15 protein-coding genes are annotated in these 14,321 nt (G+C 62.3%); 8 read left to right on the top strand and 7 right to left on the bottom strand.

Annotation, left to right across the window (positions count from 1 at the left end; genetic code table 11):
* Nucleotides 1-3: 3 nt before the first annotated feature.
* The 4 genes from ASE26_RS23130 to ASE26_RS23115 are packed head-to-tail and all read right to left on the bottom strand — an operon-like array spanning nucleotide 4 to nucleotide 3,496.
* Entirely contained in the window at nucleotides 4-831 is an 828-nt protein-coding gene (locus ASE26_RS23130; protein WP_057247015.1) for a MetQ/NlpA family ABC transporter substrate-binding protein, read from the bottom strand.
* Between the two features lie 12 nt (nucleotides 832-843).
* A complete protein-coding gene (locus ASE26_RS23125; RefSeq protein WP_055924822.1) occupies nucleotides 844-1,506 on the bottom strand; it encodes a methionine ABC transporter permease in 663 nt (220 codons plus the stop codon).
* Nucleotides 1,499-2,305 (bottom strand): methionine ABC transporter ATP-binding protein, encoded by an 807-nt coding sequence (locus ASE26_RS23120; RefSeq protein ID WP_055924817.1) that lies wholly within the window; start codon nucleotides 2,303-2,305, stop codon nucleotides 1,499-1,501. The genes ASE26_RS23125 and ASE26_RS23120 overlap by 8 nt, the downstream gene beginning before the upstream one ends.
* Before the next feature lie 3 nt (nucleotides 2,306-2,308).
* Nucleotides 2,309-3,496: an acyl-CoA dehydrogenase family protein gene (locus ASE26_RS23115; protein ID WP_057247014.1), complete on the bottom strand. Its 1,188-nt coding sequence runs from the start codon at nucleotides 3,494-3,496 to the stop codon at nucleotides 2,309-2,311.
* Between the two features lie 130 nt (nucleotides 3,497-3,626).
* Here ASE26_RS23115 and ssuE point away from each other — a divergent pair, with 130 nt between their 5' ends.
* From ssuE to ASE26_RS31725, 8 genes are all read left to right on the top strand, one after another.
* Nucleotides 3,627-4,187 carry an NADPH-dependent FMN reductase gene (ssuE, locus tag ASE26_RS23110; RefSeq protein ID WP_057247013.1) on the top strand — a complete coding sequence of 187 codons (561 nt, stop codon included), beginning with the start codon at nucleotides 3,627-3,629 and terminating at the stop codon, nucleotides 4,185-4,187.
* 8 nt (nucleotides 4,188-4,195) lie between these two features.
* The gene (locus tag ASE26_RS23105) at nucleotides 4,196-5,176 is read left to right on the top strand and encodes a sulfonate ABC transporter substrate-binding protein (protein ID WP_055924808.1); all 981 of its coding nucleotides are present in this window, start codon (nucleotides 4,196-4,198) and stop codon (nucleotides 5,174-5,176) included.
* Nucleotides 5,177-5,186: 10 nt separating this feature from the next.
* On the top strand, nucleotides 5,187-6,335 hold the full coding sequence (gene ssuD / locus ASE26_RS23100; protein WP_057247012.1) for an FMNH2-dependent alkanesulfonate monooxygenase: 1,149 nt from the start codon (nucleotides 5,187-5,189) through the stop codon (nucleotides 6,333-6,335).
* 1 nt (nucleotide 6,336) lies between these two features.
* Nucleotides 6,337-7,095 carry an aliphatic sulfonate ABC transporter permease SsuC gene (ssuC, locus tag ASE26_RS23095; protein WP_057247011.1) on the top strand — a complete coding sequence of 253 codons (759 nt, stop codon included), beginning with the start codon at nucleotides 6,337-6,339 and terminating at the stop codon, nucleotides 7,093-7,095.
* A 9-nt stretch (nucleotides 7,096-7,104) separates the two neighbouring features.
* Nucleotides 7,105-7,911 carry an ATP-binding cassette domain-containing protein gene (locus tag ASE26_RS23090; RefSeq protein WP_057247010.1) on the top strand — a complete coding sequence of 269 codons (807 nt, stop codon included), beginning with the start codon at nucleotides 7,105-7,107 and terminating at the stop codon, nucleotides 7,909-7,911.
* A gap of 126 nt (nucleotides 7,912-8,037) precedes the next feature.
* Nucleotides 8,038-8,604 (top strand): YceI family protein, encoded by a 567-nt coding sequence (locus tag ASE26_RS23085; protein ID WP_055924797.1) that lies wholly within the window; start codon nucleotides 8,038-8,040, stop codon nucleotides 8,602-8,604.
* Between the two features lie 5 nt (nucleotides 8,605-8,609).
* Entirely contained in the window at nucleotides 8,610-10,370 is a 1,761-nt protein-coding gene (locus ASE26_RS23080) for an amidohydrolase (RefSeq protein ID WP_057247009.1), read from the top strand.
* A 164-nt stretch (nucleotides 10,371-10,534) separates the two neighbouring features.
* Nucleotides 10,535-10,738, top strand: a complete 204-nt coding sequence (locus ASE26_RS31725) for a hypothetical protein (protein WP_082507069.1) — start codon at nucleotides 10,535-10,537, stop codon at nucleotides 10,736-10,738.
* A gap of 286 nt (nucleotides 10,739-11,024) precedes the next feature.
* Here ASE26_RS31725 and ASE26_RS23070 read toward each other — a convergent pair whose 3' ends face one another.
* The 3 genes from ASE26_RS23070 to ASE26_RS23060 all read right to left on the bottom strand — a co-directional run bounded on the left by ASE26_RS23070 (nucleotide 11,025) and on the right by ASE26_RS23060 (nucleotide 14,265).
* Nucleotides 11,025-11,723, bottom strand: coding sequence for a hypothetical protein (locus ASE26_RS23070; RefSeq protein WP_229207032.1), 699 nt, complete (start codon nucleotides 11,721-11,723; stop codon nucleotides 11,025-11,027).
* A gap of 293 nt (nucleotides 11,724-12,016) precedes the next feature.
* Entirely contained in the window at nucleotides 12,017-12,634 is a 618-nt protein-coding gene (locus tag ASE26_RS23065; protein ID WP_055924789.1) for a hypothetical protein, read from the bottom strand.
* Nucleotides 12,631-14,265 carry an ATP-binding protein gene (locus tag ASE26_RS23060; protein WP_255356974.1) on the bottom strand — a complete coding sequence of 545 codons (1,635 nt, stop codon included), beginning with the start codon at nucleotides 14,263-14,265 and terminating at the stop codon, nucleotides 12,631-12,633. Before ASE26_RS23060 ends, ASE26_RS23065 begins: the two co-directional genes overlap by 4 nt.
* Nucleotides 14,266-14,321: the final 56 nt, after the last annotated feature.

Here is a 14,321-nt window from a genome sequence, read left to right as displayed (position 1 = left end):
GTGCTACTGCGCCTTTTCCAGGGCGAGCTGGTAGTCGGTCTTGGCGTAGTCCCGGAAATGCTTATTGGTCACGGCAAGGAATTCCTTCGACTTGTAGGCAGCTTCGATATCGCGCGCAAACTGTTTGTCCTTGTCGGCGGTGCGGACCGCGACCAGGTTCACGTAGTTGGGCGAAATCTTTTCAGTAATCAGGGCTTCGTTCAATTTGAGGCCCGACGCCAAGGCGTAGTTGCCGTTGATGAAGGAATAGTCGGCATCCTGCAGCGAGCGCGGAAGCTGGGCCGCTTCCAGCGGCAGCAGCCTGACCTTCTTCAGGTTCTGTGCAACGTCACGCTCGGAGGCCCGCAGAGGATCGACGCCTGCCTTCAACTTGAGCCAGCCAAGCTGCTCCAGCAGCACCAGGGCGCGTGCCTGGTTGGCTGGATCGTTGGGCAGGGCTACGGTGCTGCCGTCGCGGACTTCGGTCAACGCCTTGTGCTTCCTGCTGTAGATGGCGATCGGCGCGGTCGGGATGGTAACCAGCGGCGACAGGGCGAGCTTATGTTCGGCCGCAAACTTGTTCAGGTAGACGATGTGCTGGAATACGTTGGCATCCAGCGAACCCTCGGCCAGCGCAATATTCGGCTGCACATAGTCGTTGAACTCCACCAGTGTGACCTGGTAGCCCTGCTTTTCGAGGATGGGTTTGATGCCAAGCTTGATCTGGTCGGCATAGGGACCGGCGCTGGTGCCGATCACAAGTTGCTTCGGGTCTTTGGCGGCTGCGGTGCCGCCAGCGAGGGTCAGTGCGGCCAGCGCGGCCAGCAGTACGGAACGTCGTAATACAGTCATTTTCACTCCTTGTTATCGTTTATCGAGGCGGCGCGCCAGGCGGTTGCCGGCGAACTGGATTGCCTGCACCAGCACCACCAGCAGGGCGACGGTGGCGAACATCACGTCGGTCTCAAAGCGGTAATAGCCATAGCGGATGGCGAGGTCGCCGATGCCGCCACCGCCCACCACCCCGGCCACTGCGGAATAGGACAGGAAGCTGATTGCCAGCACAGTCAGGGCCAGCACCAGGCCTGAACGCGATTCGACCAGCAGCACGCGCAGCACGATCTGCAGCTCACTGGCGCCTATTGCATGGGCCGCCTCGATCACGCCGCGCGGCACTTCGCGCAGGTTCTGTTCGACCAGGCGCGCGAAGTAGGGAATGGCTGCCACCGATAGCGGCACGGCTGCCGCCAGTGGGCCGATCGAGGTGCCGGCAATCGCCCTCGTAAACGGCACCAGAGACACCAGCAGTATGATGAAGGGGAAGGAGCGCACCGTATTTACCAGCCAGCCGAGGAGGGCGGACAGGGGCCGGTTCTGCAGCGACTGGCCGTCTCCGACCAGGAACAGCAGGATGCCGAGTGGGCCTCCCAGCAATACCGCCACCGACAAGCCGATGCCAAGCATGGTGCCCGTTTGCGTCAGCGCTTCGGCCAGTTCGGGCAGCAGCGAAAGGAATTTTTCAAACATGAACTGGCTCCTTGCGCAGGGACACGTCGGTGGCCAGCGCAGCTTGCGCCGACAGGGCTGCGAGTTCGCGGCCGAGCGCGGTCCGGCGCGGAGCCTGCCAGTCCGCGACGCGGAACTGTTCGGCGACGACTCCATTCTCGATGACTGCAACGCGCTGGCAGATCGAAGCCAGCACATCGAGTTCGTGGCTGACGATGACGATGGTCACGCCGAGCCTCCGGTTGACGTCCTGTAAGGTCGCCAGCAGCGCGCGAGTAGTTTCGGCGTCCAGCGCCGAGGCAGGTTCGTCGCAAAGCAGGACTGCCGGTTTGCTGGCCAGGGCGCGGGCAATTGCCACCCTTTGCTGCTGCCCGCCGGACAGGCGCGAAGGGTAGCTGCTTGCCTTCTCTTCAAGGTCCACCAGGGCCAGGCATTCCTGCACGCGGAGGGCAATCTCCTGCGGGCTTTGAGCACCGTGGATACGCAAGGGGAAAGCGACGTTCCCGGCCACCGTTGCGTTTCGCAGCAGGTTGAATTGCTGGAAGATCATGCCGATATTCTGCCGTGCAGTGCGCAATTCGCGCTTGCCCAGAGCAGTAAGGTCGTCACCATCCACCACGACACGGCCGCTGTCGGGGCGCTCCAACAGGTTGATCATGCGCAGCAGCGTCGATTTGCCGGCGCCGCTCTTGCCAGCCAGGCCGAATATTTCACCGCGCTGTATTGACAGGCTGATGCCGCGCACTGCATGCAGGCGCTCGCCAGGCCCGTGCGCAAAACTGCGCTCGACCTGGTCCAGTTGAATAAGTGGTGTGGTCATGGATCAGGAATAGGCAGTCGGTTCCGGCAAGGTGCGGTGCAGGGCGTAGCGCCCGAGGTCGCGGTATTTGTAGTCGATCGGGTCGTGCAGGGTATGCACGCGCACGTTGCGCCAGAAACGGTCCAGGCCCAGCTTGTTGGAAGTTGCACGGGCCCCGGTCAGCTCGAACAGCTGGTTCGATACTTCGATGCCGGCGCGGTGCGACAGGACCTTGGCTTCGGCCACGGAGATGGCCAGTTCGCCGCGTTCACGCTCGGTCAGCAAAGCGCCTTTGCCCAATGCCGCATCGAGCTCGTGCGCGGCATGGTCCGCCAGTACGGCGGCGGGGCGCAGCAGCGTCCATAACTCGCCGTAGCGGTGCTGAACGAACGGATCTTCGGTGGCGGCGGCTACGTTGGATGCGAACCAGGGCCGTGATTGCTCGCTGGTGAAGCTGCGGGCCGCTTCGAACGCGCCTTCTGCGATGCCGAGGTAAAGGTTGGTCATGATCAGTTGCGCTACCTGCGAACGCAGGGTGGCGCGCGGCGCCGGTTTTTCGCCCGGCGGCAGCAGGACAAGGCTGGCCGGCAGCGCGACATCGCGGAATTCCACGGTACCGCTATCTGTCTGCTTCTGGCCGAAGGCATCCCAGTCGGCGCGGATCGAAACTCCTGCGGTGGTGCTGGGGAGTACTCCGATCAGCGCACTTTGTGTTGGTGCATGCCATGCCGAGATCGTGAGCCAGTCCGAACCCACCGAGCCTGAGCTGAAGCTTTTCACGCCCTTCAGCACAAATCCATCACCCTGTTCGTTCGCGACGGTGCGCTGGTCGAGCGGGTTCAGTGCATTGCCCCAGAACAGGCCTTGCTCAACAGTGGCCGTTAGCAGTTCGCGCTGCTGGCGCGCATTGCCGTACAACTGGATGCCCGCAAGTTGCAGGTGGTGGAAGCCGAACAGGTGAGCCAGCGCGCTGTCGGCGCGCGCCAGGATGCGGATCACCTGGTTCACCGTGCTCCAGTTGGCGCCGGCGCCGCCGAATTCGCGCGGCACAGAGAGGGTAAGTAGTCCGGATTCGCGCAGCAGGCGGCGTTCGCGTGCCGCATGGCCGCCCTGGCGGTCGCGTTCTACGGCGCTGGCAGCGAAGGTGCTTGCCAGCTCCTCGGCAATTTGCAGGGGATCGGGTGGTTGCGGCTTGAATAGAGCGCTGGTCATGGGATGTCTTTCGGGTTGCGATGCTTTTTAGTATTGCCTCCGACGCAAGCAAGCGTCCACGAAGAAAATTGAATAACCATTTGCGAAACAATTCGTTTGCCTTGCGAACCGTGCGCCTTACGCTAGGCCCATGACTATCTTGCTTATCAGCGGCAGCCCCGCACAACCATCCAGTTCCAGCCGCCTGCTGCAGCACATCGGCGAGCGACTCGCAGTGCTCGGACACCGGTATAACCGCATCCACGTCCGCGACCTGCCGCCGCGCGCCTTGCTGCATGGGTTGACGGAAGATCCTTCCGTACAGCGTGCCTTGCAGGCAGTGCGCGATGCCGATGCGGTGGTGATCGCAACGCCGGTGTACAAGGCTTCGTTTGCCGGCATACTGAAGGCCTTCCTCGACCTGCTGCCGCAGGACGGGCTGGCAGGCAAGGTGGTGCTGCCCATCGCGACCGGCGGCAGCCAGTCCCATTTGCTGGCCCTCGATTACGCGCTGCGGCCCGTACTGCAGGCCCTGGACGCGCGCCATGTTCTGGCCGGTATTTTCGCCACGGCGCAGCAGCTGCAATGGAACGAAGAGCACGGCCTGCTGCTCGCGCTGCCGATAGCTGCGCGGGTCGATGGCGGTGTTGCGGCGCTCTCGCAAGCATTGCTGCCGCGGCACGGTGAACTCAACGATTTTCAATCTGCATAAGGAATGCCATGAACCAGTACCAGCTAGCACGGGTGGCGCGCCGCCGCACCCTTGGACTCTTTGCCGTGGGCATTTTCCTCGCCGGCGTAGCGGCCGGCCTGCTGCCTTCCGCCGCGCTGGCGCAAGACAGGCCTGTGCTGCGCATCGGCTACCAGAAATACGGCACGCTGACTTTGCTCAAAGGCCGAGGCACACTGGAGACGCGCCTTGCGGAGAAGGGCGTCGATGTGAAATGGACCGAGTTCCCGGCCGGCCCGGTGTTGCTGGAGGGCCTGAACGTGGGCAGCATCGATTTCGGTACGGTTGGCGAAGCGCCGCCGATTTTCGCGCAGGCCGCAGGCGCCAACCTGGTCTATGTCGGCAATGAGCCGCCATCCCCGGCCAGCGAAGCGATTGTCGTGCCGAAGCAATCCACGTTGCGCAGCGTGGCCGATTTGAAGGGCAAGAAGATCGCGCTGAACAAAGGTTCGAATGTCCATTACCTGCTGCTCAAGGCGCTCGAGAAGGCCGGCCTGCAATACAAAGACGTGCAAACCGTGTTCCTGCCGCCAGCCGATGCACGTGCCGCATTCGAGCGTGGCAGCGTGGATGCCTGGGTCATATGGGATCCCTTCCTTGCCGCAGCCGAAAAGCAGCTGGGCGCACGTGTGATCGCCGATGGCAAAGGCCTGGTGGCCAACCACCAGTTCTACCTGGCGTCGCGTGGCTATGCGCAAAGGAATCCTGAAATCGTCGGCATCGTGATCGACGAACTGGCCAAGGTGGATGCATGGGGCGCAAAGAATACGAAGGAGGTGGCGGCCATTCTGTCGGCGCAGACGGGCCTGGCGCCGCCTGTCGTTGAACTGGCAGCAACCCGCTATGCCTACGGCGTGCTTCCCGTGACCCCGCAAGTCATCCAGGAACAGCAGAAGGTGGCAGATGCCTTCGCCGCGCTCAAGCTGATTCCGAAACCGATCATTGTCAGGGAAGCCCTGCTCAAGCCTTGAAGGACAACAAATGACTTCCGATATTTTCTGGTTCATTCCAACCCACGGCGACAGCCGCTACCTCGGCACTGCGCAAGGTGCGCGCGCGGTCGATGCCGATTACCTGCGCCAGGTCGCCGTAGCGGCCGATACCTTGGGTTATGACGGCGTGTTGTTGCCCACAGGCCGATCCTGCGAGGACGCCTGGGTGGTCGCCTCCACGCTTATCCCGGTGACGAAACAGCTCAAATTCCTGGTCGCGGTGCGCCCTGGCCTGTCCACGCCTGGCCTGGCCGTGCGAATGGCTTCCACCTTCGACCGCTTGTCGAATGGCCGCCTGCTGGTAAACGTCGTCACCGGCGGCGACCAGCAGGAACTGGAAGCAGACGGCGTATTTGCCGACCATGCGCAGCGCTATGAGATCTCCGACGAATTCCTGCGTGTCTGGCGCGCCGCGCTGGCAGGCGAGGGCGGAGAGGCGGGCTATGACTTCGACGGCAAACACATTACCGTCAAAGGCGCGCGCACCTTGTACCCGCCGGTGCAGAAACCCTACCCGCCGCTGTATTTCGGCGGCTCCTCCGAAGCGGCGCACCAATTGGCGGCGGAGCAGGTCGACGTTTACCTGACCTGGGGCGAGCCGCCGGCAGCCGTGGCCGAAAAGATCGCCGATGTGCGCGCCCGCGCCGAACGCCATGGCCGCAAGATTCGCTTCGGCATCCGCCTGCATGTGATGGTGCGCGAAACCAATGAGGAAGCCTGGGCCGCTGCCGACAAGCTGATCAGCCACCTGAGCGACGACGTCATTGCCAAGGCGCAGGCGGCATTCGGCAAGATGGACTCGGTGGGGCAGCGCCGCATGGCAGCACTGCACAGTGGCAGCCGCGACAAGCTTGAAGTCTCGCCGAACCTGTGGGCTGGCGTGGGCCTGGTGCGCGGCGGTGCGGGAACTGCATTGGTAGGAGATCCGGAAACCGTGGTGGCGCGCATTCGCGAATATGAAGCGCTCGGCATCGAAAGTTTCATCTTCTCTGGCTACCCGCACCTGGAAGAATCCTACCGCTTCGCCGAACTGGTATTCCCGCTGCTGGGCAAAGGCAAGGCGCCTGGAGAACAGTCGCTGAGCGGTCCATTCGGCGAAGTCATGGCGTCGAACATCGTGCCAAAAAAGGCGGCCTGAGATGGACTGGCGCAAGGCGCTGGCGCCCTGGGCACTGCCGCTTGCTTTGCTGCTGGCCTGGGAGCTGGCGGCGCGCATCGGCTGGCTGTCCAGCCGCATCCTGCCCGAACCGCTGGCGGTGGTGCAAGCCTTCTGGACGCTGGCAGTATCGGGCGAACTGTGGCAACACCTGAAAACCAGCTTATGGCGCGCCACCAGTGGCTTCGCCATCGGTTCCAGTGCAGGCCTGGCGCTCGGCCTGCTGACCGGGACCTGGCGCCTTGCCGAGACGCTGCTCGATATCACGCTGCAGATGGTGCGCAACATTCCCGCCCTGGCCCTGATACCGCTGGTGATCCTGTGGTTCGGCATCGATGAGACGGCCAAGCTGTTCCTGCTGGCGGTAGGGGTGTTCTTCCCCGTCTACCTGAACACCTTCCACGGCATCCGCTCCACCGATGCCGGACTGGTTGAAATGGCGCGCAGCTACGGATTGCGCGGCTGGCCGCTGTACCGCGAAGTGATCCTGCCGGCGGCCTTGCCTTCGATACTGGTTGGAGTTCGTTTCTCGCTTGGACTGGTGTGGGTGCTGCTGATCGTTGCCGAAACTATTTCCGCGCAAGCCGGCATCGGCTACATGACGATGAATGCGCGTGAATTCCTGCAGACCGACGTGGTACTGGTCGGCATCCTGCTGTACGCGGTGCTGGGCAAGCTGGCCGACATGCTGGCGCGCGGACTCGAAAAATACTATTTGCGCTGGAACCCAGCCTACCGATAAGGAGCACCCATGTTGCTGGCACCCACCTCCATCGACTGTGATCTGCTGGCCTATGCGCGCCAGGAAAATTCCCCGCCTGAGCGGAAGCCAGTAGCGCGGCTGGGTGCAAGTATCGCGCTGGAAGGACTGGGCAAGGCCTACGGGGCGCGGCGCGTGCTGCACGGCGTCGACCTGCACCTGAAGGCCTGTGAATTCGTCGCAATAGTAGGGCGCAGCGGCTGCGGCAAAAGCACGCTGCTGCGCGCAATTGCCGGCGTCGAAAAGGCCGACGAGGGCACCGCCCATGTCGGTAACGGCGTCGCGGATGCCAGCCTGCGCATCATGTTCCAGGAACCGCGCCTGCTGCCATGGAAGACGGTGCTGCAGAACGTCGCGCTCGGGCTGCCATATGGCCTGGGGCGCGCCGCTGCAGCGCTTTCCACCGTAGGCCTGGCTGAACGCGCCGACGACTGGCCGGCCGAACTGTCCGGTGGCCAGCGTCAGCGCGTGGCATTGGCGCGCGCGCTGGTGCACGAACCGAACGTGCTGCTGCTGGACGAGCCGCTGGGCGCGCTCGATGCACTGACGCGTATCGAAATGCAGCAATTGGTCGAATCCCTGTGGCGCCAGCGCGGGTTCACCGCCGTCCTGGTGACGCACGACGTGCAGGAGGCGCTGGCCCTGGCCGACCGCGTGCTGCTGGTGGAAGACGGCCGCATTGCCCTCGACCTGCCGGTACCGTTGCCGCGTCCCAGGCAGCGCGGCGGCGCCGCCTTTGCCGCCCTCGAGCAGCGCTTGCTGGCGCGCCTGCTGCAGCCCACTACCTCGAAAGGGTGATTGTTTTTCGCTCCAGGCTAGTGCCTACTATCGAAAAAGCCGATCAGTAGCGCGCACATTATGCGTTTTACACTGATCGGCAGTCGTCGCATAATGGGCCACCATCCCCTACTTGGAGTCTAGACAATGAAAAAACTGATCGCCTTTGCCCTCGCCGCTGGTTTCTCGCTCGCCGCATCGGCCGCCCCTGAAACCTACAATATCGATCCAACTCATTCCTTCTCGCGCTTCGAATACAGCCATTTCGGCTATTCGACCCAGGTGAACAAGTTCAATAGCACCACCGGCAAGATCCAGCTCGACCGCGCCGCCAAGACCGGCTCGGTGGAAGTGAGCATCGACCCGAAATCGGTCAATACCGGCTCCGACCTGTTCAACGGGCACCTGCAAGGTCCTGACTTCCTCGATTCGGCCAAATATCCCGCCATTACCTACAAGTCGACCAAATTCCTGTTCAACGGCGACAAGGTGGTCGGCGTGGAAGGCAACCTGACCATCAAGGGCGTGACCAAGCCAGTAAACCTGGAAGTGACTTCCTTCCAATGCATGCCGCACCCGATGGTGAAGAAAGACGCTTGCGGCGCCAATGCGATCGCCAAGATCAAGCGCTCCGACTTCGGCGCCGGTAAGTACGCACCGCACGTCAGCGACGACTTGACCCTCGGCTTCTCGATCGAATCGATCAAGGAATAAAGTCCATGACCAGACCGTTGCTGGCCGCAGCCTTGCTGGCTGCCGGCCTGTCGCATGCCCATGCGACGGACATCATCATCACCAATGGCAAAGTCGCCACGATGGCGCGTGAAGGCAGCTTCGCGCAGGCAGTAGCCGTCAAGGGCGGCGTGATTGCCGCGGTGGGCAGCAATGCCCAGGTGCTCAAGCTGAAGAAGCCGGGCACGCAGGTAATCGACGCCGGCGGCCGCACGGTCATTCCTGGTCTGAACGACTCCCACCTCCACATCATCCGCCAGGGCCTCAACTACAACGCCGAGCTGCGTTGGGATGGCGTCACCTCGTTGAAACGCGCCATGCAGATGCTGCGCGAGCAGGCGGCCCGTACGCCGGACGGTGCGTGGATCAAGGTGGTGGGCGGATTCAATGAATTCCAGTTCGAAGAAAAGCGCCTGCCGACGCTGGAAGAGCTGAATGAGGCGGTGCCGGATAAGCCGGTGTTCATCCTCTACCTGTACGGCCTTGGCTTTGTGAACAGGAAGGGCATTGAAGTCCTGGGCTACGACAAGGACACCAAATACAAGGACGGTGTGGTGGAACTGGGCGCCGACGGCAAGCCGACCGGCCTGTTGGTGGCCAAGCCGAACGCTATGGTGCTGTACTCCACGCTGGGCAAGACCGGCGCGCTGCCGCGCGAGCAGCAACTGAATTCCACCGTCCAGTACTACCGCGAGATGAACCGACTTGGCGTGACCAGCGCTATCGACGCGGGCGGCGGCGGCCAGGCCTATCCCGACGATTACGCAGTCAGCCTGGAGTTGGCCAAGGGCGGCAAGCTGACAGTGCGCACCTCCTACTACCTGTTCGCGCAAAAGCCGGGCAAGGAGCTGGAAGACTACCAGCGCTGGCTGGCCATGACCAAGCCTGGCCACAACGACCATATGTTCTACCCCAACGGCTACAACACCGAAGGGGCGGGGGAGAACCTGGTGTGGAGCGCAGCAGACTTCGAGAACTTCCTCGAACCGCGTCCCGACATGCCGGGCCATATGGAAAGCGAGCTGGAACCCGTCTTGCGGCTGCTGGTGAAGAACCGCTGGCCGTTCCGCATCCACGCCACGTATGGCGAATCGATCGAACGCGACCTGGCCGTGATCGAAAGGGTCAACCGCGACATGCCGTTCAACGGCTTGCGCTGGTTTTTTGATCACGCCGAGACCATCACCGACGAACAGCTGGCGCGTGTGAAGAAACTGGGCGGCGGCGTCGCGGTGCAGGACCGCATGTACTTCCAGGGCGAGCATTACTGGAAACGCTATGGCGAGCAGGCGCGCCAGATGCCGCCGATCCGCAAGATGCTGGAGATGAAGATCCCCGTCGGCCTCGGCACGGACGGCACGCGCGTGTCGAGCTACGGGCCATGGCCCTCGATCTACTGGGCGGTGACCGGCAAGACCGCGGGCGGCCTGCCGATGTGGCAGGCCAAGGACCGCCTGAGCCGCTACGAAGCGCTCAAGCTGATGACCCAAGGCAGCGCCTGGTTCAGCGGCGAAGAAAAGCTGAAGGGCCAGATCGGCAAAGGCCAATATGCCGACCTGGTGATCCTGCCGAAGGACTATTTCAGCATTCCCGAAGCCGAGATCAAGACACTGGAAAGCGCGCTGACGGTTGTGAATGGCCGCATCGTCCACGCCGGCGCCGACTTCGGCCAATACGCCCCCGAACTGCCCCCCGTGCAGCCGGAGTGGAGCCCGGTCAAGCACTATGGCGGTTACCAGAACCGCTAAGTCTCCACGGCCCCGGCTGTTATACGGCTGGGTTCGTGTCACACCTAGGGTGTGACCCCATGGTGTGACACGGCCTCGGCTGTTGGTGTTGCGGGCGGGCTATTGACTTATTGGCGTCATGGTCAATACTTCCCTGACCGCCCATCCCGCCTGAAGGTGTCCTTATGGATCTGTTGCAATTCCTGCCTCGCGTCGATTCTGCGCGCAGTGAAATCGTCGACCGTGGCATTGAGGTGCAAGCCAGTTTCAGCACCTTGTGCGCAGTCGAGTATATGAAGTCCCATAACATCGCTCCCCACATCATCCAGCGCGTCCTGCTGCAACCCGCCCAACGGCGTACAGCTGCTCAGGTTATGCACAAGAATTGACGACAAGTAACGAGCGACTTTAATTAGTTAAAGAACGCTTGTGATAATTCGTGAGATTTTAAGTCGTTGATTTTTAAGGTGATTTTTTCTGCACATTGAACAGGCAGTTTGTTGGAAATGGCGTCGTTGAGGGCTGTTTGCCTTGTCAAGACCCTCTTATCAACAAAGATATCCACAAACAATGTGGATAATCGGAAAAGGCCTTTTCAATCCGCCACTTACGGCAACTTGCCGGGTATTCGAGGGCAAATCACTGCAGGATAGCTACTGTACGTGCATACAGTGATTACTTCAGGATGTGCCCGGAGGCCTTGAAACTGCCCGATTCGGCGCCCGGCTGGACCTGGATATCCACAGTTGAGGCAGGCTGGCCGATCACGAGCTGGCCCGACCAGGCTTCACCCTTCTGCAGGCCTTGCAGGATCGCCGCGAACTGTTCGCGGTGCTGGTTGTACTTGGCCAGTTGCGACTGCAGGATTTGCAGGTCGGAGTAGTTGCGCAGCGAAGAAATCACCGTGGTGAACAGCTTGCGCGTGGTGAGGTCGGTCTTGCACCAGAAATCGTTGATGTCGTAGTCGAGGATAATGCTGTGCTCGAGCGCCTGGCCCGGCTGGCCGGTACGCAGCACAATGCGCACCAGTTCATTTTTCAGTTCGGAGCGGATCTGGTTCGCCACGCGCAGGCCGGCATCGCTGGTTTCCATGATCACGTCGAGCAGCACCAGGGCCACGTCGGGATTGTTGCGCAGGGTAGTCAAGGCTTCTTCGCCGGAGTAGGCATGCAGGAAGCTGAGGCGGCGCCCCATGAAGCATGCATTGCTGAGCGAGAATTTCGTGACCACGTGGACGTCGACGTCGTCGTCAACGATCAGCACCCGCCACGGGGCGGGATTGGCGCCTGGAGCCTGCTCGGCGGAGCTGGCTTGCGCCTCGTCGTCGATCATCCATCCTTCGCTTGAATCGTCGTCAGGAACTTTCACGTCCATGCATTTTCCTTTGTCGGTTGTGGACACACTATTCCGCGCCAGAACTTTTGTCAAAATATTTTCCGAAGGCTCAGTGAGTTGCAAAATGGCATGCACTCGACTTGGCTAAGTCATTGATTTTATTGATACTAATCGATTGCCAAAGAATTGGGCAATTTATTGAAAGCCGCGCCGTTACAGGCGAAACGGGCTGTCAAGCCCGGCTTCTCCACACGTTTATCCACAGTAGAAGTGGATAACTGTAATTTCGTCTTTAAAAACTTCGTATTACAGCAATTTTATCATCCGGACTATCAAGCTGCCGCCTTGAGCCGGTTCAGTTCGTCGAGGAAGCGCTCGCAGGCCAACCCTGGCGGCCAGGGCTCCCACGCCGGCTCGCCGTACAAGGCCTGCAGTGGATCTTCAGCGAGGGGCACGGCGGTGATTTTCAGTGTGCGCCGCACTTCCTCGTCGCTCCAGCCCACCACGTGGACCGCTTCGCTGGCGGCGGCCAGGCGGTCGGCACGCTTGTGGACCTGGTATTCCTTCGGCGTCCAGGCCGGCAAGCCGTAGCGCAGGAATACGGCCTGTTCCAGGCGTTGGCTCAGTTCGCGGAAGCTGTCGCCGAGGAAGGGTTTCAGCACCGAGATGCAGTCAAAGCCCAGCAAGCCTTCTTCCGCATCGTGCAGCAGTTCGCGCAAGGAGCGCAGCGGGTCGAGCGGGGTGGGCGACCATAGGCGCCGCAATTGCAGTACCGTGATCGAATGCTGGGCGACGGAGAGCGGCAAGGGCCAGGCCGAGTGGCCACCCCAGCGATAGGTGCGCGCCAGGCCCAGAGCGAGGTCGGCGTCGTCCCAATCGAAGGGCGTGGGGTCCAGCAAGTCCAGCCGGCGGCCGGATGGCATGCGCACCCAGGCGCGTTGTGTCGTCATGCAGCTATCGTATCGTCGCGACGCAGGTCGGCGCAAGCTTGCAGGATCAGTGTCCCGAGTTCCGGCAACAGGGCGGTGGCTGCTTCCAGGTCGCCGGCCGCGCTGGCCTTTTCCATTTGATGGCACAGGGTGTGCAGTTCGGGGGCGCTCAGGTAGCCGCAACTGCCTTTCAGGGCGTGGAAGGCGCTGGTGGCGCCCTCGCCATCGCCGTTCTGCAGCGCCAGGCGGCCTTCGTCGAGCCGGCGCGGGGCTTCTTCCAGGAAGGCTTGCGCGATGCGCTGCTGGTGGCGCGCGGTCATGCCGCTGAGCGGCAGGATGTGGATGGCCGGGCTGGCTGGCTCCACGCCGAACATGTCGTCCAGTTCCGCCAGGGTGGGCGTGGTGCGCGGCAGGCTGCGGCCGCGATTGAGCAACTGGGTGATGGTTTTTTCAAGCTGGTCGAACAGCAGCCGTTCGTCGACCGGCTTGCTGAGGAAGGCGTCCATGCCGGCCGACAGGTAGCGTGCGCGATCGAGGTCGCTGGCATTGGCGGTGAGGGCGATGATCGGTATCAGCGGGTCGCGTGAGGGGTAGTCCTGGCTGCCGCCGCGGCGTATCAGGCGCGCCGCCTGTTCGCCGTCCATTTGCGGCATGCGGCCATCCATCAGCACCACGTCGAAGTCCTTTTCATTCAGGGCACGCAGGGCTTCCAGGCCGTTTTCGGCGACAGTTACTTCGTGGCCCATGCCTTCCAGCAGGGTGCTGATGATGATCTGGTTGGTGCGCACGTCTTCCGCGCACAGCACGCGCAAGCGGTAGGCATGGCGCAGGTGGGCCGGGATCTTGACCGGATCCTGCTCCGGCGGTCCGCCCAGGGCCAGCGGCAGCGAGAAGCGCAGCGTGGTGCCTTTGCCGAGGCGGGTATCGGCTTCGATCTGGCCGCCCATCAGGTCGACCAGCTCTTTGCAGATGGCCAGGCCCAGTCCTGGGCCGTCGGCGCGGCGGGTGGACGAGAGGTCGGCCGGCTCGAATTTGCGGAACAGGCGCGGCAGCATTTCCAGCGGGATGCCGGGGCCGGTATCGCTGATGCTGAAGCTGACGCGTGCCAGGCCGTCGGTCGTCTCGCCGGAGGCGCGCAGCCTTACTTCGCCGCGTTCCGTGAATTTGATGGCGTTGCCCAGCAGGTTGAGCAGGATCTGGCGGATGCGGTTGGGGTCGCCCTGCACGTGGCGCGGCAGGCCCGGCGCCAGCTCGCAGCGCAGCAGCAGGGCCTTGGCATCGGCTTGCGGGCGCAGGATGGTGATGGCTTCGTCGATGATGTCGATCAGGTCCAGGTCCTGGGTGTTGATCGACAGGCGGCCGGCGTCGATGCGGGAGAAATCGAGCAGGTCGTTCAGGATGGCCAGCAGGGCTTCGCTGTTCTTCAGGCCGATGCGCAGGTATTCTCCTGTGCGGTCGGCGATGGTGCGGTCGCGCAGGGCAAATTTCAACATGCCGATCACGCCGGCCAGTGGCGTACGGATGTCGTGGCTCATGGCCGCCAGAAAGTCGATGCGGTGGCGGCCCAGTTTCTCATTTTGAATCTGGGTTTGCCTCAGCGCGGCTTCCCGCGCTTGTAATTGCTTCTTTAGGCTGCGGTTCTCCCATATCAACAGGATAAGCGCCGCCAACCCCAGAATTAATAAGAGGGGCGCAACTAGTTCAATAG

Origin of the sequence: Duganella sp. Root198D2, assembly GCF_001428585.1 — a bacterium.
In the GTDB taxonomy this organism is placed as follows: Bacteria; Pseudomonadota; Gammaproteobacteria; order Burkholderiales; family Burkholderiaceae_D; genus Rugamonas.
Note: the sequence above shows the minus strand (reverse complement) of the source record. Positions and strands in the feature narration are given on the sequence as shown.

Excerpts from the sequence above, each read along its gene's own strand:
- ASE26_RS23130 (WP_057247015.1), bottom strand. The coding sequence starts at position 831 with ATGACTGTATTACGACGTTCCGTACTGCTGGCCGCGCTGGCCGCACTG.
- ASE26_RS23125 (WP_055924822.1), bottom strand. The coding sequence starts at position 1,506 with ATGTTTGAAAAATTCCTTTCGCTGCTGCCCGAACTGGCCGAAGCGCTG.
- ASE26_RS23120 (WP_055924817.1), bottom strand. The coding sequence starts at position 2,305 with ATGACCACACCACTTATTCAACTGGACCAGGTCGAGCGCAGTTTTGCG.
- ASE26_RS23115 (WP_057247014.1), bottom strand. The coding sequence starts at position 3,496 with ATGACCAGCGCTCTATTCAAGCCGCAACCACCCGATCCCCTGCAAATT.
- ssuE (WP_057247013.1), top strand. The coding sequence starts at position 3,627 with ATGACTATCTTGCTTATCAGCGGCAGCCCCGCACAACCATCCAGTTCC.
- ASE26_RS23105 (WP_055924808.1), top strand. The coding sequence starts at position 4,196 with ATGAACCAGTACCAGCTAGCACGGGTGGCGCGCCGCCGCACCCTTGGA.
- ssuD (WP_057247012.1), top strand. The coding sequence starts at position 5,187 with ATGACTTCCGATATTTTCTGGTTCATTCCAACCCACGGCGACAGCCGC.
- ssuC (WP_057247011.1), top strand. The coding sequence starts at position 6,337 with ATGGACTGGCGCAAGGCGCTGGCGCCCTGGGCACTGCCGCTTGCTTTG.
- ASE26_RS23090 (WP_057247010.1), top strand. The coding sequence starts at position 7,105 with ATGTTGCTGGCACCCACCTCCATCGACTGTGATCTGCTGGCCTATGCG.
- ASE26_RS23085 (WP_055924797.1), top strand. The coding sequence starts at position 8,038 with ATGAAAAAACTGATCGCCTTTGCCCTCGCCGCTGGTTTCTCGCTCGCC.
- ASE26_RS23080 (WP_057247009.1), top strand. The coding sequence starts at position 8,610 with ATGACCAGACCGTTGCTGGCCGCAGCCTTGCTGGCTGCCGGCCTGTCG.
- ASE26_RS31725 (WP_082507069.1), top strand. The coding sequence starts at position 10,535 with ATGGATCTGTTGCAATTCCTGCCTCGCGTCGATTCTGCGCGCAGTGAA.
- ASE26_RS23070 (WP_229207032.1), bottom strand. The coding sequence starts at position 11,723 with ATGGACGTGAAAGTTCCTGACGACGATTCAAGCGAAGGATGGATGATC.
- ASE26_RS23065 (WP_055924789.1), bottom strand. The coding sequence starts at position 12,634 with ATGACGACACAACGCGCCTGGGTGCGCATGCCATCCGGCCGCCGGCTG.